At 30.0% G+C, this 19,268-nt stretch carries 17 protein-coding genes and 1 other RNA gene; 14 read left to right on the top strand and 4 right to left on the bottom strand.

Going from position 1 to position 19,268, the window contains the following annotated elements; genetic code table 11:
* The first annotated feature begins 13 nt into the window (after positions 1-13).
* The 5 genes from HMPREF2647_RS03850 to HMPREF2647_RS03830 all read left to right on the top strand — a co-directional run bounded on the left by HMPREF2647_RS03850 (position 14) and on the right by HMPREF2647_RS03830 (position 5,894).
* Complete coding sequence (locus HMPREF2647_RS03850; protein ID WP_070436444.1) at positions 14-2,722, top strand: helicase C-terminal domain-containing protein; 2,709 nt, start codon at positions 14-16, stop codon at positions 2,720-2,722.
* Between the two features lie 106 nt (positions 2,723-2,828).
* Positions 2,829-4,121 (top strand): asparagine--tRNA ligase, encoded by a 1,293-nt coding sequence (asnS, locus tag HMPREF2647_RS03845; protein ID WP_048682152.1) that lies wholly within the window; start codon positions 2,829-2,831, stop codon positions 4,119-4,121.
* 97 nt (positions 4,122-4,218) lie between these two features.
* Positions 4,219-4,905, top strand: a complete 687-nt coding sequence (locus tag HMPREF2647_RS03840) for a DnaD domain-containing protein (RefSeq protein WP_048762449.1) — start codon at positions 4,219-4,221, stop codon at positions 4,903-4,905.
* Complete coding sequence (gene nth, locus HMPREF2647_RS03835) at positions 4,895-5,554, top strand: endonuclease III (RefSeq protein WP_048678915.1); 660 nt, start codon at positions 4,895-4,897, stop codon at positions 5,552-5,554. The genes HMPREF2647_RS03840 and nth overlap by 11 nt, the downstream gene beginning before the upstream one ends.
* A gap of 4 nt (positions 5,555-5,558) precedes the next feature.
* Entirely contained in the window at positions 5,559-5,894 is a 336-nt protein-coding gene (locus tag HMPREF2647_RS03830; RefSeq protein WP_048762447.1) for a YpoC family protein, read from the top strand.
* A gap of 93 nt (positions 5,895-5,987) precedes the next feature.
* Here HMPREF2647_RS03830 and HMPREF2647_RS03825 read toward each other — a convergent pair whose 3' ends face one another.
* Positions 5,988-8,354, bottom strand: coding sequence for a transglycosylase domain-containing protein (locus HMPREF2647_RS03825; RefSeq protein ID WP_049419910.1), 2,367 nt, complete (start codon positions 8,352-8,354; stop codon positions 5,988-5,990).
* On the bottom strand, positions 8,351-8,977 hold the full coding sequence (recU, locus tag HMPREF2647_RS03820; RefSeq protein WP_029376824.1) for a Holliday junction resolvase RecU: 627 nt from the start codon (positions 8,975-8,977) through the stop codon (positions 8,351-8,353). Before recU ends, HMPREF2647_RS03825 begins: the two co-directional genes overlap by 4 nt.
* Positions 8,978-9,238: 261 nt before the next feature.
* On the opposite strand from recU, the gene HMPREF2647_RS03815 reads away from it, so the two are divergent.
* From HMPREF2647_RS03815 to HMPREF2647_RS03780, 8 genes are all read left to right on the top strand, one after another.
* Positions 9,239-9,592 (top strand): DUF1798 family protein, encoded by a 354-nt coding sequence (locus HMPREF2647_RS03815; RefSeq protein WP_017176309.1) that lies wholly within the window; start codon positions 9,239-9,241, stop codon positions 9,590-9,592.
* Positions 9,589-10,152 (top strand): SLOG family protein, encoded by a 564-nt coding sequence (locus HMPREF2647_RS03810; RefSeq protein ID WP_017176310.1) that lies wholly within the window; start codon positions 9,589-9,591, stop codon positions 10,150-10,152. The genes HMPREF2647_RS03815 and HMPREF2647_RS03810 overlap by 4 nt, the downstream gene beginning before the upstream one ends.
* A gap of 11 nt (positions 10,153-10,163) precedes the next feature.
* The gene (gene gpsB, locus HMPREF2647_RS03805; RefSeq protein WP_002449866.1) at positions 10,164-10,502 is read left to right on the top strand and encodes a cell division regulator GpsB; all 339 of its coding nucleotides are present in this window, start codon (positions 10,164-10,166) and stop codon (positions 10,500-10,502) included.
* Positions 10,503-10,638: 136 nt separating this feature from the next.
* Positions 10,639-11,025: RNase P RNA component class B (rnpB, locus tag HMPREF2647_RS03800), an RNA gene on the top strand.
* A 117-nt stretch (positions 11,026-11,142) separates the two neighbouring features.
* Positions 11,143-12,279, top strand: a complete 1,137-nt coding sequence (locus HMPREF2647_RS03795) for a THUMP domain-containing class I SAM-dependent RNA methyltransferase (RefSeq protein ID WP_017176312.1) — start codon at positions 11,143-11,145, stop codon at positions 12,277-12,279.
* A 178-nt stretch (positions 12,280-12,457) separates the two neighbouring features.
* Entirely contained in the window at positions 12,458-13,096 is a 639-nt protein-coding gene (locus HMPREF2647_RS03790) for an SDR family oxidoreductase (RefSeq protein ID WP_002455331.1), read from the top strand.
* 163 nt (positions 13,097-13,259) lie between these two features.
* The gene (locus tag HMPREF2647_RS03785) at positions 13,260-16,703 is read left to right on the top strand and encodes a dynamin family protein (RefSeq protein ID WP_070859547.1); all 3,444 of its coding nucleotides are present in this window, start codon (positions 13,260-13,262) and stop codon (positions 16,701-16,703) included.
* 16 nt (positions 16,704-16,719) lie between these two features.
* Positions 16,720-17,604, top strand: coding sequence for a 5'-3' exonuclease (locus HMPREF2647_RS03780; RefSeq protein ID WP_048762443.1), 885 nt, complete (start codon positions 16,720-16,722; stop codon positions 17,602-17,604).
* Between the two features lie 63 nt (positions 17,605-17,667).
* Here HMPREF2647_RS03780 and HMPREF2647_RS03775 read toward each other — a convergent pair whose 3' ends face one another.
* Complete coding sequence (locus tag HMPREF2647_RS03775; protein ID WP_002449811.1) at positions 17,668-18,069, bottom strand: ribonuclease HI family protein; 402 nt, start codon at positions 18,067-18,069, stop codon at positions 17,668-17,670.
* 99 nt (positions 18,070-18,168) lie between these two features.
* On the bottom strand, positions 18,169-18,873 hold the full coding sequence (locus tag HMPREF2647_RS03770; protein ID WP_049382033.1) for a queuosine precursor transporter: 705 nt from the start codon (positions 18,871-18,873) through the stop codon (positions 18,169-18,171).
* A 199-nt stretch (positions 18,874-19,072) separates the two neighbouring features.
* Between HMPREF2647_RS03770 and HMPREF2647_RS03765 the strand changes: the two genes are divergently transcribed.
* On the top strand, positions 19,073-19,267 hold the full coding sequence (locus tag HMPREF2647_RS03765) for a zinc-finger domain-containing protein (RefSeq protein WP_002449911.1): 195 nt from the start codon (positions 19,073-19,075) through the stop codon (positions 19,265-19,267).
* The last annotated feature ends 1 nt before the right edge of the window (position 19,268 follow it).

The raw sequence follows: 19,268 nt of genomic DNA, 5'->3' as shown, positions 1-19,268 counted from the left end.
AGGAGAGATAGATATGGCATATACAAGTTTTGCGGTAGTAGATTTAGAAACAACCGGAAACCAACTTGAACATGATGAAATTATACAAATTGGTATTACATTTGTACGTGATAATAAAATATCAGGAACTTATCATTCAATGATTCGTACTGATTTGGAAATCCCACCATTTATCCAAGCTTTGACTTCTATCGAAGAAACTATGCTAGAACAAGCACCGTATTTTTATGAAATTGCTGATGACATATACGAACAACTCAAAGATTGTATATTTGTAGCCCACAATGTTGACTTTGATTTAAATTTCATTAAAAAGGCATTTGAAAAAAGTAATATTCATTTTAAACCTAAAAAGGTGCTTGATACCCTGGAATTATTTAAAATTGCATTTCCTACTGAAAAAAGTTACCAATTAAGTGAATTAGCAAATGCTCATAATATACCTCTGACAAATGCACATCGAGCAGATGAGGATGCAACAACAACGGCCTATTTAATGATTAAAGCTTTTAAAAAGTTTGAGTCATTACCTATAGATACCTTAAAGCAATTATATTATTTAAGTAAGCATTTAAAATATGATTTATTTAACATTTTATTTGAAATGGTCAGACAACATCATAATCATGATATAGATTATCAGTATGCTCAATTTGAACAGATTATCTATAAAAAACAACAAGACTTAAAAGTACCACAAATTGAATTTAAAGGTTCATTAAAAGATTTATATCTAGAAGTTACAACAGCACTTGAACTTACTTATCGCCCACAACAACTCTATTTGTCAGAAATTATTTTAGAGCAGTTAATGCATAATGATAAGGCACTTATTGAAGCACCTTTAGGAAGTGGTAAATCACTAGCATACTTATTAGCTGCATTGATGTATAACATTGAAACAGGCAAACATGTAATGATTTCAACAAACACGAAATTACTTCAACATCAATTACTTCAAAAAGATATTCCTAGTATTAATCGCGCGCTAGATTTCAAAATTAATGCTGCACTTATCAAAAGTAAAACAGACTATATTTCACTAGGATTGATAAGTCAAATTTTAAAAGATGATACAGCTAACTATGAAGTGAATATTTTAAAAATGCAATTACTTATATGGATATTAGAAACAAATACTGGAGACATACAAGAGTTAAATTTAAAAGGTGGTCAGAAAATGTATTTTGACCAAAAATTAGAAACTTATGTTCCAGTAAGGCACGATATTCATTACTATAATTATATAAAACGTAATGCTCAAAATATTCAAATTGGTATTACTAATCATGCGCATCTTATTCATTCAGATCAAGAGAATTCAATCTATCAGTTATTTGATGATTGTATCATTGATGAAGCACATCGTTTACCTGATTATGCTCTTAATCAAGTGACCAATGAATTAAACTATTCTGATATCAAATATCAGTTAGGTTTAATAGGGAAAAATGAAAATGAAAAGCTTCTTAAATTAGTAGATCATTTAGAGCAACAACGTATTTTAGAACGATTAGATATTCCACCTATTGACGTGTTTGGTCTAAAATCTAATATTTCTGATTTACACGAACTAAATGAAACCCTATTTAATCATATTTTTGATATTGTTCAACACTCAGACGTACATGATGATGATGTACATCGATATCATTATGTATTCGACTTTGATGCTACACGTATTCTAAAAGATTTGCATGCAATTGTAGACAAAATCAACAAAACTTTAGAATTTTTTAATGGTATTAACCATAAAACAATCAAATCTATACGTAAGCAATTACTTTACATTAACGATAATTACAGATATATAGAACTAAGTTTAAAACAAAATCATACTGCCTTCATATCTATCAAAAATTTGAATCAAAAATCGACCATACGTCTAATTGTAAAAGATTATGAAGTCCGTGATATTTTAACAAAGCAAGTGCTCGAGAAATTTAAATCATTAACATTTATTTCAGGCACACTTACATTCAACCATTCGTTTGAAGCATTTAAAAACTGGTTTAAAGAAGATGTAGAATTTAATACTTATGAAGTACAGTCATCACTTCAAAATCATAAATCAACAAATATTTACATTCCAAGCGATGTTGTTTCTTATGATTTTAAAAATACAGAAGATTATGTAGCATCTATTGTAGACTATATTCAAGAGTACGTCACTGTAACACAATCTAAATGTCTCGTACTTTTCACAAGTTATCGAATGATGCATATGGTACAAGAGCTATTAAATGAATTACCGATATTTGACGATTATGTTATTTTGACCCAACAACAAAATCAAAACTATAAAATTGTTCAACAATTTAATCATTTTGATAAAGCTATTTTGTTAGGTACATCAACATTCTTTGAAGGATTTGACTATCAATCTAATGGTATTAAATGTGTGATGATTGCTAAATTACCATTCATGAATAAATATAATACAAAGCATTGGTTAATGGATTCAGAATTTGAATCTACATTTAAAGATTATGTCTTACCTGATGCTGTAACGCGTTTTAGACAAGGTCTAGGTAGATTGATTCGTAACGAAGATGACAAGGGGCTCATTGTTTCCTTTGACGATCGTTTAACAAATAGTAACTATAAGCATTTTTTTGAACAATCGTTAGAATCTTATTCCCAAAAAAAAGGGAATATTCAACAATTTAGTAAATTACTTCACCGCATGCAGGCGAGTAAACTGAAAAATAGAAAAAAATAGATTATTTTAAATGATGAGAACACTATTCAGGTGCTAGAAGTTCACTTTCTATTTTGATAAAATAAATAAGTATTGTATAAAAAGAAAATAAAGTAGGAGTTTGATTATGAAAACAACAATTAAACAAGCAAAACAATACATTAATCAAGAAGTCACAATTGGCGCTTGGTTAACAAATAAACGTTCAAGCGGTAAAATTGCATTTTTACAATTACGTGATGGTAGTGGATTTATGCAAGGTGTTGTCGTTAAATCAGAAGTTGACGAAGAAACATTTAAACTTGCTAAAGACATTACACAAGAATCATCATTATATGTCACAGGTACAATTACAGAAGATAATCGATCTGATTTAGGCTATGAAATGCAAGTAAAATCAATTGAAGTCATTCATGAAGCTCATGATTATCCAATCACACCTAAAAATCATGGTACAGAATTCTTAATGGATCATCGTCATTTATGGTTAAGATCTAAAAAGCAACATGCAGTAATGAAAATTAGAAATGAAATTATTAGAGCAACATATGAATTCTTTAATGAAAATGGCTTTACTAAAATTGATCCGCCTATCTTAACTGCAAGTGCACCAGAAGGTACTAGTGAATTATTCCATACTAAATACTTTGATCAAGATGCATTTTTATCTCAAAGTGGTCAATTATATATGGAAGCTGCAGCTATGGCACACGGACGTGTTTTCTCATTTGGACCGACATTTAGAGCGGAAAAATCTAAAACAAGACGTCATTTAATTGAATTCTGGATGATTGAACCTGAAATGGCATTTACCAATCACGAAGAAAGTTTACAAGTTCAAGAACAATATGTATCACATATCGTAAAATCTGTATTAGAACATTGTAAATTAGAATTAAAAGCGCTAGATAGAGATACGAGCAAATTAGAAAAAGTATCTGCGCCATTCCCACGCATCTCTTATGATGATGCTATCAAATTCTTAAAAGAAGAAGGATTTGATGACATTGAATGGGGTGAAGACTTTGGTGCGCCTCATGAAACAGCTATAGCTAATCATTATGATTTACCAGTATTTATTACAAACTATCCAACTAAAATTAAACCATTCTATATGCAGCCTAACCCTGACAACGAAGACACAGTTTTATGTGCAGATTTAATTGCACCAGAAGGTTATGGTGAAATTATTGGTGGTTCTGAACGTATCAATGATCTAGAATTATTAGAACAACGTATCGATGAACATCAACTTGATACAGAAAGTTATAACTACTATTTAGACTTACGTCGTTATGGTAGTGTGCCACACAGTGGTTTCGGTTTAGGTTTAGAACGTACAGTTGCATGGATTTCAGGCGTTGAACACGTGAGAGAAACATCACCATTCCCACGTTTATTAAATCGTTTATATCCATAAAAATATCACGTTTTATAAATCATACTTGGGGAGTGAGACTAAATGATGTTATTCATGTCTCACTCCCACTTTTTACAATAAGAAAGAGAGGGGTATCATGGACACACATCAACTTAAAACTCGTCCTGTTGTAGTTAGAAGGGAACTTTTCGATCATTACAATGAATTAGGTTTAAATGAAAAAGATTTAGTCATTTTGATTAAGTTGATTTATGCCGCTGAAGTTTCTAATAAACAACCCTCAATAGAATTTTTGCAAAAAGGTTCAAATATGGAGCCGAGAGAAATAACATCAATTATTCAAAATTTAATTCAGCGTGATTTACTTGCACTGCATGTAAGTAAAGATGAGGAAGGAAAATTTACTGAATATATGAATTTAAATCGTTTTTACGAAAAGTTAAGTGATATTTTAACTCAAGAAAAAAATGAAACTACACATCATCAAACGCAACAAAACTTTAAGGATTTATTTCAATATATTGAACAGTTGTTTTCGAGACCCTTATCACCATATGAAATCGAAACGCTCAACCAATGGATTGATATAGACCAACATGATTACACTTTAATACGTGCTGCATTAGATGAAGCATATAGTCATGATAAATTAAGCTTTAAATATGTTGATCGTATTTTATTAAATTGGAAGAAAAACAATGTAACAACTTTAGAAGAATCTAACAAAGTGAGAGAAAAATTCAATAAACCTAAATTAACTCATACTGTAAAACATATACCTAAATTTGACTGGTTAAATGGAGAGAATCTAGATGGTAAGTAAGAAAAAAGCATTAGAAATGATTGACGTTATTGCAGATATGTTTCCCGATGCAGAATGTGAATTAAAACATGATAATCCGTTTGAATTAACAATAGCTGTATTATTATCTGCGCAATGTACAGATAATTTAGTTAATAAAGTAACACGTTCACTTTTTAAAAAATATAAAACACCTGAAGATTATTTAAAAGTAGATATAGAAGAATTGCAGAATGATATAAAATCCATAGGTTTATATCGTAATAAAGCAAAAAATATTAAAAAATTATGCCAATCTTTACTCGACCAGTACGATGGACAAGTTCCTCATACACATAAAGATTTAGAAAGTTTAGCTGGAGTCGGACGAAAAACAGCGAACGTTGTCATGAGTGTAGCTTTTGATGAGCCTTCTTTGGCAGTAGACACACATGTTGAACGTGTTTCAAAGCGTCTAGGTATTAATAAGTGGAAAGATAATGTTAAACAAGTAGAAGAACGTTTGTGTGATATTATTCCAAAAGAAAGATGGAGTAAAAGTCATCATCAACTTATCTTTTTTGGACGTTATCATTGTATTGCTCGAAAACCAAAATGTGATATTTGTCCATTACTTGAGGATTGTAGAGAAGGGCAAAAACGCATGAAAGCAATGAAAAAGGAAGTCTAATCAAATGATTAATAAATCACAATTTGAATCGCTAGAAAATGAACTTGATGTCTATGCTAAGAAAAGACAACTAAATTCTGATTTAGCAAAACAATATATCGATGATTATTTTGAACTACTTCTTTTGTTTTTTAGACAAATTAATGAAATAGAGTCTATTGATTTAAATCAGTTAGACCAATATCCAGTTGTTCCTATGAATTTTTTAGAACGATATCAATATATGTTAAAAAGAAAATACCACTTTATGGGGTATAGTCAAATGAAAACATTAAAAAATGAGCTTATTAAAATGAATGCTTCATATCAAATTAGAAGAAAAAATCAAAATAATAATTAATATGAAAGATAGTCTAGAGCAAAGTTGTTCTAGACTTTTTTTAATTAAAAAAACGACATAGCCTTATAAAAGACTATGTCGTTTTTAAAGCTATTACGACGCTTTTCTAAAATTAAAAATCGTGTTTGCTTTAAATATGTTAGATAAACTATTATTGTTATTTGTATTATCATTATTATTATTTTGTTGAGTTGATGTGGTACTATTGTTAGCACTGTTGTTCGTAGTTGAATTATTTGCTGAGTTATCAGTTGTATTACCTGTGTTCGTTGTTGATGTAGTATTTGAGTTGTTATCACTGGTAGAATTAGAATTGCTTGAACTATTTCCTGTACTACTAGAATTACTTGATGAGCTACTATCTGAATTGTTAGTAGACATATTATCATATTTACTTCCTGAAGTTGTATTATTATCTGGATGATCTTTAACTGATAATGTACTTGCACCTGAACCAGTAACTGAATCAGGTTTTTTGAAGTCTCCGTCATTACTTGAAGTAATATCTGACATCACATCTTTATATAGATATTGTGCATATTCTTGTTCAGAATGTCCTAAGAATGAATCTTCACCGCCTGGTTTAATTTGGCTGAAGCCCATCCAAATTGACATTGTATATTTAGGTGTGAAACCATTCATCCAAATATCTTTAGCTGCATTGTCAGGTAAGTTATATTGATTATTAACTTCTGTGCCATAAGTACTTGTACCTGTTTTAGCACCCATATTAACGCCAGCAACACCATGACCGTAAGCAGACCCATATGGTTTAAATGTACCAGTTAACATTTCTGCAAGCATATAAGCAGTATAATCTTCCATGGCTTTATGACTTGTATGATCAAATTCGATAGTTTCATCATCAGATGTTACAACTTTGCGAATTGAATGCGCATTATTGTAAGTACCACCATTAGCTATTGATGCAAATGCTGATGCTAATTGAGTAGGTGAGAATTCAGAAGCACCACCACCTAAAATTTCAGATGGTCCTAAATCAATTTCATAATCTAAACCAACTTTAGACGCAAAATCTTTTGGAGCATCTTTACCTGCACTTGATGATACTTGCTGCCAAGCTTTTAAAGCAGGAATATTAAAACTTTGTCTTAATGCATCATATGCCGATACTGTACCATGACCTTGCCCATCATAGTTACGGAATGTACCACCATCAATGGAATAACTTGATTCATCTTGCATTGCGTGGTTTGTAGCCCATTGCATATTTTCAATTGCTGGACCATATGATAAGAATGGTTTCAGTGATGAACCAGTCAAGTGTGTATCTGTAGCAGCATTACGATCAACGACATCTCTATAATTTCGTCCACCGGAAATGGCTACAATGCCTCCAGTTTTACTATCAAGAATGGTTGAGCCTACTTGTTGGTCATCATTTTTATAGTAATTACCATTATCAATGCGATCTTGAAGCGTTTTTTGAACGTCTTTATCCATATTCGTATAAATCTTAATACCACTTTGCATTAAATCACTATAATTTTTATTTTTAAAGTGTTTATTACCTATTAATTCAGCTTTAACAAAATTAACGTAAGAATCATACTCACTATTAGAATCATCATTAGATATTTGACGTTCTTTTGTTGTACGTTTTACTAAATTATCTTCTAATGAAGTAGCTTTAGCTTCTTTCCACTGTTTATCAGAGATTCTATTATGGTAGTGCATTAAGTATAAAACAGTTTCTTTACGATTTTCAGCTTCTTTTGGGTTATCATAAATGTTATACAGGTTAGGAACTTGTGGTAAACCAGCTAGATAGGCCTCTTCAGCTAAATTAAGTTCATTTAAATTTTTATTAAAGTAATATTTAGCTGCAGCCCTAACGCCATATACACCATCTGAGTAATAAATTTTATTTAAGTACATTTGGAAAATATCATCTTTACTGTACTCTTGCTCTAAACGGTAAGATAGATAAGCTTCTTGCGCTTTACGTCCAATCGATTTCTTTTCTGAAAGGAATGAACGCTTAACCACTTGTTGTGTTAAAGTAGACGCCCCTTGGGAACCAAAACCACCAGTTACGTTCTTACCAATAGCACCAAATAAACGTTTATAGTCTAACGCACCATGTTCATAGAAGCGATTATCCTCAGTTGCTAACACGGCATTTTTCATATTTTTAGGAACATCTTTCAAATCAACATGTTCTCTACGTGCGCCATTGTCTAATTTCTTAACCAAGTCCCCGTTTTTATCATAAATTTCAGCAGGCTTTGGATCTTGTAATTTAGACTCATTAAATGCTGGAGCTTTCCAAGCATAGTATGCAAATAGAAGTATACCAAGTAGAAGTAACACGATAAAGGCAATGAATAAAAAGCCTATAATCTTAATAATCGTTCTTTTTACATTCTTATTCTTTTTTGATTTGGATTTCCCATTTTTGCCTTTATTTGGTTGGGAAGATCCTTTATTTTCCGTCATACGCGGTCCTCACTTTCATCTAATATCAACTTATCAACAGCCTTAAGATAATTCAATCTAGGTTGATACTGATAAGGAATATAGTAACTATTTTTTTTGATTTCTTCAACTGTTATTGATTTTTTTATTTCCTTTTTATATCTTTCCCAAAAAGGTTCAAACTTCGAAAAAGGTAATAGATATACCTCATCAAGCACTTTAAATCTAATCAGTAAAAAGACGAGTCCTTTTTGTAGAAAACAACTTTTCATATGTTCTACTTGATGATCATGGATATTATTTAAAGGAAAAGACGTTTTATTTTTGGTTTCTTTTGCTTCAAAATCAATATAATAGCCTCGATAGACGCCATTATAATCAGTTGTAGAAGGTGTACGAAAGTATGCTTCATTAATTACAGCTTTACTTCTTTTAGGATAATGAACATTTACAATTTGAATAGGAGTAGGTTTCTTATGTATAACAGCCACACCATGCTTAAAATAGTAATTGTTAGATTGTTCAATATCTTTTTCGAGAGTCATACCTCGTCCACCATATTTAATGTTACTAGAAGCATCACTTTGATTACTTCCAACCTTAGTAGGATTTAGTTTGAATGGTTTTCCATTTGGATAATTTATCATACTCACCACACAAATTTAATATTACACTTTCAATTTCTCAGAGAATAATATTAAACTATAATACGATAATAATGAAATGAGCATAATATTTATATTATACTACACATAATTAAATATATTCATTAATTATCTATTCTATTTTAACGTGCTTTAACAGTGAAAACAATATGTTTAAAAATTTGTAATAATGTAAAATTTATATCTAAACAATACTATAAAATAATTGTAATAAATTGTAAGAATATAGGAGGCCTCGTTATGTACACATTAATTAATGAAATACTTAAAGAACTACAGTACATGGCGTCAAGCTATAATGAAATAAAATTGACACAGTCAGAGAAGCAATTTCATCGAGATGTTGTTCCTTATGTAAAAAAAATTGATGGTTTAACTGAAGAATTATCTCATTATCATGATGAACTAATTCAATTTCCTTATATGAATAAGGAAAAATTAGAAATTTTAGTTAAACATATTAAGGAATTATCTGTAGAGTGTCACTACAATAAAACAAGTAAGAAGTTATTTAATGAAAAATTGAAATCTGCTAATTATGATCTTACCAATTTGCTTAAACATATAAAAGATAAAGAGGAATCAATACATTGAAAACAGTATATGTGACTGGATATAAATCATTTGAGTTAAATATATTTAAAGATGATATGAAAGAAGTGGATTATCTTAAACAATTTATAGAACATAAATTATTACAGTATATTGACGAAGGGCTAGAATGGGTACTCATTCAAGGACAAATTGGTATTGAATTATGGGCAGCTGAAGTAGTATTAAAATTACAAGACACATATCCTGAGTTAAAATTAGGTATTATCACACCATTTTATGGTCATACCTCCAAATGGAATGAACACAATATAGCAAAGTATGAATCTATTGCTAGTAATGCACAATTTCTAGAGAGTGTATTTCATTCTGAATATCAAGGACCTTTTCAATTTAAACAAACAGACCAATTTATATTAGATCATACAGATATGACGTTATTAATTTATGATGATGAACAAGAGGGAAGTCCAAAATATTTTAAGAGGATGTTAGTTGATTTTATGGAAAAAACGACTTATAATTGTGATATTGTGACATTTGATGAACTTACTGACTTTATTAACGATTTACAATGGCAACAAGACCAAAGTTTTGAATGAGGTGGAAATTAATGGCAGATGTTTCTTTAAAGCTTTCAGCAAAAGATATCTATGAAAAAGACTTTGAAAAAACGATGGCTCGCGGTTATCGTCGTGAAGAAGTTGATGCTTTTTTAGATGATATCATTACTGATTATCAGAAAATGGCTGATATGAATAATGAAGTAGTGAGACTATCTGAAGAAAATAATAAACTTAAAAAAGAAGTTGAAGAATTGAGAATCAGAGTTGCAACTTCACGTCCTTCTGATAATAAGTCATTTGCTTCAAGCAATTCGAAATCAGCGAATAACAACGTAGACATTTTAAAAAGAATTTCTAATCTTGAAAAAGCTGTTTTTGGCAAATAATACATTGATATCTTAAAGATATAAGCTTGTTACGAAGCATGTTTGATTGCTATTATGTTTGATTTTGATAGCTAATTATTTATCTATTTAAAATTCTATTAAATATTTTAAAATTATGTTATACTCACAAAAGTGATATTTTGGGTAATCGCTATAGAAATATAGAGGAAAGTCCATGCTCACACAATCTGAGATGATTGTAGTGTTCGTGCTTGATGAAACAATAAGTCAAGGCATTAATTTGACGGCAATGAAATAACCTAAGTCATTCATTGATATGGTTAAAATAGTTTGAAAGTGCCACAGTGACGTAGCTTTTATAGAAATATAAAAGGTGGAACGCGGTAAACCCCTCGAGTGAGCAATCCAAATTTGGTAGGAGCACTTGTTTAGCGGAATTCAACGTATAAACGAGACATCTTTACTCGCATAGTAAAGATCTGTAGACAGATGATTACCACCAAAGTACCAGTACAACTAGTGTACGTTATGAGTACAATGGTACAGAACATGGCTTATAGAGATATCACAGACTAGTTTAGCTCTCCCTTTTTATGGAGAGCTTTTTTTATTTTGTATACATAATTATTTTAATATTTGTTAATATACTAATATGATATGAGACAAAGGAGATGAAATAATGTATCAATTATTAGCCGTGTGTCCAATGGGTCTTGAAGCCGTAGTTGCTAAAGAAATACAAGAACTTGGTTATAATACTCAAGTTGAAAATGGACGCATTTTCTTTGAAGGTGATGCTAATGCCATTGTAAAATGTAATTTATGGCTACGTACAGCTGACCGATTAAAAATAGTAGTAGGACGCTTCAATGCTAAAACATTCGATGAACTTTTTGAAAAGACAAAAGCATTACCTTGGGAAACAATTATCGATAAAGAAGGACAATTTCCTGTCCAAGGTCGTAGTGTAAAATCTACACTTCATAGCGTTCCTGACTGTCAAGCCATTACTAAAAAAGCTATCGTTGAACGTCTTAAAAAAGCTTATAATGAAAAAGGATGGTTAAACGAAAGTGGTGCGAAATATCCTGTTGAAGTAGCTATTCTTAAAGATAATGTCCTACTTACCATTGATACGTCAGGTTCAGGACTAAATCGTAGAGGGTATCGTATTGCACAAGGTGAAGCACCTATTAAAGAAACATTAGCAGCTAGCTTAGTACGTTTAGCAAATTGGAAGGGTGATACACCCTTTATTGATCCATTTTGTGGTTCTGGAACCATTGCTATTGAAGCATGTTTAATTGCTCAAAATATTGCGCCAGGTTTTAATAGAGAATTTGTATCAGAGGAATGGAATATTATGCCTCCTAATATTTATGACGTCATGCGTGACGAAGCTGATCAACAAGCTGACTATGATAAAGACATTCAAGTGTATGCGTCTGATATCGATCCAGAAATGGTTGAAATTGCTAAACGTAATGCTGAAGAAGTAGGCCTAGGTGATATTATTCAATTTAGTGTTAAGGATGTTAATACATTAACTATCGACCAAGAAGGACCTGTAGCGTTAGTTGGTAACCCGCCATACGGCGAGCGTATTGGAGGTAGAGCTGAAGTTGAAGAAATGTATCGATATGTAGGTAAACTAATGAAACAACATCCTTATTTATCAACATATATCCTTACAAGTAATAAAGAATTTGAGTATTTAGTAGATCGTAAAGCAACTAAACGTCGAAAACTTTTTAACGGTTATATCGAATGTACGTATTATCAATACTGGGGAAAAAAGCCTAATATTGATAAATAAATTTGACTTGAAGATTTATTTGAAAATAATTAATTTTGTAAATTTTTCTTAATAAATTGGATAATATTTATTTAAAATTTATGTATTTATTAGCACTATAATAGTGACTATTGTAAAGTTATTAGTAAGCGTGTTAAAAACATAGCACATTTAAACAGTATAGTAAGGAGAATAAGTTATGCAAACAGTTTTAATTGTAGGGGCTAACGGAAAAGTATCAATTGAAGCAACTAAAATTTTCTTAGAGAATTCTAGTTTTAACGTTGATTTATTTTTAAGAAATGCCCACCGTATTCCTGATTACGCATCTAATCGTATCACTGTCTTTGAAGGTGATGCTAAAAATGTTGAAGATTTAGAAAAAGCATTAGATCAAGTAGATATTGTTTTTGCAAGTTTATCAGGATCACTAGATAGAGAAGCACAAGCCATTATAGATGCCATGAACAAAAAGAATGTTAAACGTTTAATATTTGTGGCAGCTCCTGGTATTTATGACGAATTACCAGATAAATTCAATACATTTAACAAAGAACAATTTGGTGAAAAATTAACTAAATATCGTAAAGCAGCTGATTTAATTGAAGCGTCTGACTTAGATTATACAATTATTCGTCCTGCTTGGTTAACATTTAAAAATGAATCAGATTATGAAATTACTCAAAAAGGTGATACCTTTAAAGGAACAGAAGTTTCTAGAAGAAGTGTAGCCAATTTAGCAGTGCGTATAGCGAAACAACCTGAACTTTATTCTAGACAAAATATTGGAGTAAATAAACCAAATACTGATGGCGATAAACCAGCTTGGTTTAACTAATTCATTCTATATAGGTTTTTATTATTTCTTATGATAAAATTTAATAAACATAGCTAAAGATATTTTAGTTTTATCACCCTAAAAGTGAGGTTATAATTCTTTTTAGTTTTATAACCTTAATTTTTTTATATTTTAGAGTGAGTGAAATAAAGGGGATAGCATTATGCAAAATAATGAACAATTAGATGTATTATACAAATTAAAAAAAGAAATAGAAAAATCGAATAACGAAGCATTAGTACATACAATAAATCAAGTGATTAAAAAAGTATATTTAAATCAATATACTTTATCATTTGTTGGACATTTTTCAGCTGGTAAGTCAACATTAATCAATTTATTATTAGAACAAGATATATTGCCTAGCTCACCTGTACCAACAACGAGTAATACGGCTATAGTTTCTGTTTCAAAAGAAGAAGAAATTATTGCTAATTTAGAATATCAAAAATATGCTAAGTTAAAAACGTATGATGATGTAAAAATAATGAACCGATTAAATATTGATGTGGAATCTATTGAAATAAAGTTTCCTTCAAATAAGTTTAATCTTGGTTTTACATTACAAGACACTCCAGGAGTAGATTCAAATGTTTCTACACACCAATCCACTACTGAACAATTTTTATATACAAGCAATATGATTGTGTATATAGTTGATTATAATCATGTTCAGTCTGCGCTCAATTTCCAATTTATGAAACGCATGAATCAAGTAGGCATACCTATTATTTTTGTTATCAATCAAATTGATAAGCATAATGAGAATGAAATTTCTTTTGATACATTTAAACAAAAAGTAGAACAATCTATACAAGATTGGGATATTAAAGTCGATCAACTATTTTATGTTAGTAAATTTGATCATCCAAACAATCAACTTCATTTATTCTCAGAGTTTTTAGAAGAAAAAGATAAACTACGTGAACCTATTGAAGATTTTGTAACACGTATCATTGAATTTATACATCGTACTCAGCTTTCATATATTCAAGAGCATATGCAAAATATACTTGACGCTTTAAATATCAATGAATCCGAATTTGAAGAATCCTATAAACAATTTCAACAGAATCAAGCTATAAGTGAAGAAGCACAATTATTAAATCATTCTTCTCAATTATTAACGTACTTAAAAGAAAAACGGAAAAATATATTAGATAATGCTTATATTATGACTCATGATATGCGAGAAGATATTCGTTATTATCTTGAAAGCATGGCTTTAGACTTCAAAGTGGGTGGTCTTCTAAATAAAAAAAAGAAAACGGAAGAAGAGAGAGCAAAACGTTTACAAATTGTTGTAGACCGTTTACAAGAAAAAGTGAATCGACACATTCGTCAACCAATGCGTGAAGATTTATCTTTTGTAACTCGCTTTATTCATCATTCTGAAGTAAATCAACGAATTTTAAATCAACATTATGAAATTGAACCTACTTTAATTTCTAATTTATATCAAGTACAAACAAGCATTAATAATACCTATGTGCTCACATTTAGTGATGACGTTTTAAAAGCAATTGCACGTGCTGTCGAAAAACAATCAGATTCATTATTTAAAGACATTATTGAACATACTGAAGCAACGGAATTATCTAACATAGAAGATAATGATGCACATTTATATGAACAGTATCTTGAGTTCAAGAATTTAAAACAGTCATTAACAACTGAAAATTATAAACATTATTATATTCATATAAATGACTCACTCGATAAATTAATTGATCGAACAGAAACACATTATAAACTTAATCAATCAACCATATCTTCAACAAATGATTTAGACGAAGATATTACATCAACTAAGGATACGACAACTCATCACTTTGATATTCAGAAAGCTCTGGCTATCATTGAACCTGTTCCTTTATTCAATAAAACTAAGCAAGACATCAAAGCAACATTGCAACGCATAGATAATAAAATTGTAAAAATAGGCGTCTTTGGTACATTTAGTGCAGGAAAAAGTAGCTTGATTAATGCTTTACTTGGAGATCATTATCTTGTAAGCTCACCTAATCCAACAACAGCAGCTACGACTGAAATCTCATATGGTCATGATAGTCAAATTACTTTGAAAACAAATACGCAATTGTTAAATGAATTAAACCAATTACTTGAATATCAAAACGTTTCTTTTAACTCGTTAGAAAAATTTATGAATAGTAATATTGAGTCTTTAAAACAACAATTAGAAAAAAATCAATTGGCTTTTATAACATCAGTAGAGAAGCACTTTTCAATGTACCAAGATATGCTAACAGAAGGTATAACACATACTATTTCACAAAATGAAATTAAGCAATGGAGTGCTGAAGACGAATACGCTACATTTGTTAAAACCGTTCATATACAACTTCCACTGGATTGGTTAAAAGACAAAATTATCGTTGATTCATTAGGGTTACATTCTAATAATCAACGACATACAAATGAAACTGAACGCATCTTAACTTCTTCAGACCTAATTTTATATGTGAGCTATTTTAATCACTCATTTACTGATAATGACAAAGCATTTATTGAACATATGAAAGATATTAACCAATTAAATGAAGCACAGACATTTAAAATGATTATTAATGCGATAGATTTAGCTGAAACTAATGAAGATTTAATAGCAGTGGAGCAGTATGTAAAAGATGCTCTATCTCAAGTGAATCTGCCATCTGAATTATTCGGTGTATCAAGTAAACGTGCATTGGAGACTAAAGATGAAGGCATTCTTAAATTAAAAGAAAGTATTAATCATTTTGTCGAAACTGAATCGAAAACGATTTTAGAGAAGCAAATGATTCATCAAATCGAGCAAATGCGCGATAACTTTAATCAAATCATCTATGAATTTAAAACAAATCAAACACGTATGTTAGAACAACAACAACAACTTGAAACTTATAAAAATAAAACACCATTAACTAACCAAATTATTCATACAAGTGAGCAGCATACTAAAAATGAGGTTGAAGAACAAATCTATCATTTAAATAAACGATTACAGCTTCAATTATTAGATGAGGTTAAAAAAGTATATAATAGTCAAATGACACAAAATAATGATTTTAATGATGAAAAGAAACGTGCTACGAAAATGTACTTAGATCAAGTTCATCAACGATTATATTTAGAACAAACTTTATTAGTCGAAAGAATAAAAACATACTTTACTTCTCAATTAGATCAACAAATAGCACCAACAATTCAAAAATTAAACTCAGTTCATGTACTTATCCAACCTCATTTTAAAATAACAGCGCCGTTTACTGATGATGCACTATTACGTATTAGTTTAGAAGAGATGCTTTCAGTTTTACCTAAACAGTTGTCTAAACGTAAAATTTTAAATGCAAATGCGCAAAGAGAACTGCAAGAAATGATTTGTACAAATACACTAGAACTGCTACAACCATCACTAAACGTATTAAAACAACAATTAAATTATTATGTATCTAACTTAACTCACGACGCGAACATCGAACTTAATCAGTTAAATAATAATGTTTTAGAGCAAATCAATGACTTATTATCTAAACGTATTGATAATTCACTCATTGAACAATTAGAAACAGTAAATCAACAATTGGAACCACTTTTAAATTAGAAAGAAGGATTAATATATGACTCAACGTGTCTTACTTGTAGATGGAATGGCACTCTTATTTAGACATTTTTATGCTACAAGTCTACACAATCAATTTATGTATAATTCTAAAGGTATGCCAACCAATGGGATTCAAGGTTTTGTTAGACATATCTTTACGGCAATTAAGGATATTAAACCAAGCCATGTTGCGATATGTTGGGATATGGGGCAAGCGACCTTTAGAAATGCTATGTATACTTCTTATAAACAAAATAGACCTGCGCCACCAGAAGAATTGATACCTCAATTCGATTACGTAAAAGACATTTCAGAACAATTTGGTTTTGTGAATATCGGTGTTGCAAATTATGAGGCAGACGATGTCATAGGAACACTCGCTAAAATATATTCAAAAGATAATGAAGTACATATTGTAACTGGAGATAGAGATATTTTACAATGTATCAATGAACAAGTAGAAGTCTGGTTAATCAGAAAAGGTTTTAATATTTATCATCATTATACTCTTAATCGTTTTAATGAAGAGTATGCATTACATCCACTTCAACTTATTGATATTAAAGCATTTATGGGAGATTCAGCAGATGGGTATCCTGGTGTTAAAGGTATTGGGGAAAAAACCGCCATTAAATTAATACAATCTTATGGTAGCGTTGAAAACGTACTAGACCATATCGAATCACTTACACCTGGTCAACAGAAAAAAATTGCAACTGATAAAGAAAATTTGATTTTATCCAAACAATTAGCGGAAATCTATACGGATGTGCCTATCGATACAACTGCATTATATAAAGAAATGGAATATACACATTCATTGAATCATATTCTTTCAATTTGTAATGAACACGAACTTTATGTCTCTGGTAAATATCTTGCTTCAAAAATTTTAATGTAAAACAGATAAAAAAAGAAGATAAAAGAATTCAACATAAATTCTTTTATCTTCTTTTTTACATTATTATTGTTTATTCTTAATTAATTTGTATAGAGCTTGTTGTGCTAATTGATTTGCTTCTTTATTTTTATCTCTTGGAACCCATTTTACAAATAGCAAATCAAAACTTGCTTCTAAAATCTCCATATTTTCAAAAAATGGTTTGAAACGCGCATTTTTTACATAACCTTGATTCACGCTATCTTCTATCAATTTAGAATCTGTATGCAATAAAGCATTTGAAACATTTAATTCACGAGCATGTTCTAATGCATGAATGAATGCAGACCATTCAGCACTATGGTTGTCCAATTCTCCTAAATCATGTGTATACGTATATTTAATATCATTTTCTTTAATTACTATCCCACACGTACTACGTCCCGGATTGCCACTCGTCGCAGCATCAAAAAATATTTTAGCCATTAAAAACACCTCTAGTTTAAGCATTAATTAAACACTATTTGTCTATTTAAAAATAGCATATTGCTTAGTAAACCTAAACAATATGCATGTATGATTGTTTTAATAACCTTCGTCTAATTTTTGAATTTTTCCTTTTCGATAGAAAGACTTCGCAATATAACCAAATGGAACATTGAAAATCGTTGAGACTAATTTTAAAACATACGTAGTAATAAAGATTTCAAATACAACACTTGCAGGCAATGTACCGATAAATGCGATAGTTACAAATAATGCAGTATCAATAATTGAACTTAATACCGTACTTCCATAAGCTCTAATAATAAATGTTTTATCTGATTGGAAAACTTTTTTTATCATTGAAAAGATGAACACATCTACATGTTGCCCTATAATATAAGCAATAATTGAACCTAAAGCAATTCTCGGCACTAAATCAAAAATCGTAGATAATGCTTTTTGAGATATATCTTCTGGTGCGGGTATAAAATGTAATGACATTTGCATTACAATTATCATAACAAGAGTTGATGAGAAGCCTAACCATACAGCACGTTTAGCAACTTTTCGTCCATAAATATCATTTAAAATATCTGTAGCTAGGTAGATAGAGGCAAACATTACATTACCTAAAGTTGCTGAGATACCAAAAATATCAACCGTTTTGATGACTTGGATATTAGCAATAATTGTACCGATAGCTACCCAAGCGATAAGACCTTGTTTACCAAAACAACGATACATTAAAACCATTACAATAAATGTTACAAAAAAAGTAGCAATACCAAAAAATTCATTATACATCATTTATTCCTCCTAAATTTTGATAATGCGGGTGTTTAGAAACCGCTAAGCAACTTTAATATTTTATAGTAAAAGTAATTCAAATTCAATACTCATTAATCAATTCATATTATAAATAATAAAAAATAAAATCGATTATTTTAAAATGATCATCATATAAGTTATAATAACTCCATATTTATAAAATTAAGTATAAGGAGTGAAAGTTATACTTACACATTCCGAACAAAATGCAATAGAAAAAATTGATGAATTAATGAATACTTATTGTGATAAATGTTTACTGAAAACACACATTAGAAAAACAGAAGGAAAAACACAAGCACATCATTTTTGTATTTCTGAATGTTCAATAGGTAAGCAAATTAAGCAATTAGGCAATGAACTTCAATAGG

The organism is Staphylococcus sp. HMSC035D11 (genome assembly GCF_001836075.1).
In the GTDB taxonomy this organism is placed as follows: domain Bacteria; phylum Bacillota; class Bacilli; order Staphylococcales; family Staphylococcaceae; genus Staphylococcus; species Staphylococcus hominis.
This window is presented reverse-complemented; position numbering and strand designations above follow the sequence as displayed.

Coding starts and splice junctions, on each gene's coding strand:
- HMPREF2647_RS03850 (WP_070436444.1), top strand. CDS start 14: ATGGCATATACAAGTTTTGCGGTAGTAGATTTAGAAACAACCGGAAAC.
- asnS (WP_048682152.1), top strand. CDS start 2,829: ATGAAAACAACAATTAAACAAGCAAAACAATACATTAATCAAGAAGTC.
- HMPREF2647_RS03840 (WP_048762449.1), top strand. CDS start 4,219: ATGGACACACATCAACTTAAAACTCGTCCTGTTGTAGTTAGAAGGGAA.
- nth (WP_048678915.1), top strand. CDS start 4,895: ATGGTAAGTAAGAAAAAAGCATTAGAAATGATTGACGTTATTGCAGAT.
- HMPREF2647_RS03830 (WP_048762447.1), top strand. CDS start 5,559: ATGATTAATAAATCACAATTTGAATCGCTAGAAAATGAACTTGATGTC.
- HMPREF2647_RS03825 (WP_049419910.1), bottom strand. CDS start 8,354: ATGACGGAAAATAAAGGATCTTCCCAACCAAATAAAGGCAAAAATGGG.
- HMPREF2647_RS03815 (WP_017176309.1), top strand. CDS start 9,239: ATGTACACATTAATTAATGAAATACTTAAAGAACTACAGTACATGGCG.
- gpsB (WP_002449866.1), top strand. CDS start 10,164: ATGGCAGATGTTTCTTTAAAGCTTTCAGCAAAAGATATCTATGAAAAA.
- HMPREF2647_RS03795 (WP_017176312.1), top strand. CDS start 11,143: ATGTATCAATTATTAGCCGTGTGTCCAATGGGTCTTGAAGCCGTAGTT.
- HMPREF2647_RS03790 (WP_002455331.1), top strand. CDS start 12,458: ATGCAAACAGTTTTAATTGTAGGGGCTAACGGAAAAGTATCAATTGAA.
- HMPREF2647_RS03785 (WP_070859547.1), top strand. CDS start 13,260: ATGCAAAATAATGAACAATTAGATGTATTATACAAATTAAAAAAAGAA.
- HMPREF2647_RS03780 (WP_048762443.1), top strand. CDS start 16,720: ATGACTCAACGTGTCTTACTTGTAGATGGAATGGCACTCTTATTTAGA.
- HMPREF2647_RS03775 (WP_002449811.1), bottom strand. CDS start 18,069: ATGGCTAAAATATTTTTTGATGCTGCGACGAGTGGCAATCCGGGACGT.
- HMPREF2647_RS03770 (WP_049382033.1), bottom strand. CDS start 18,873: ATGTATAATGAATTTTTTGGTATTGCTACTTTTTTTGTAACATTTATT.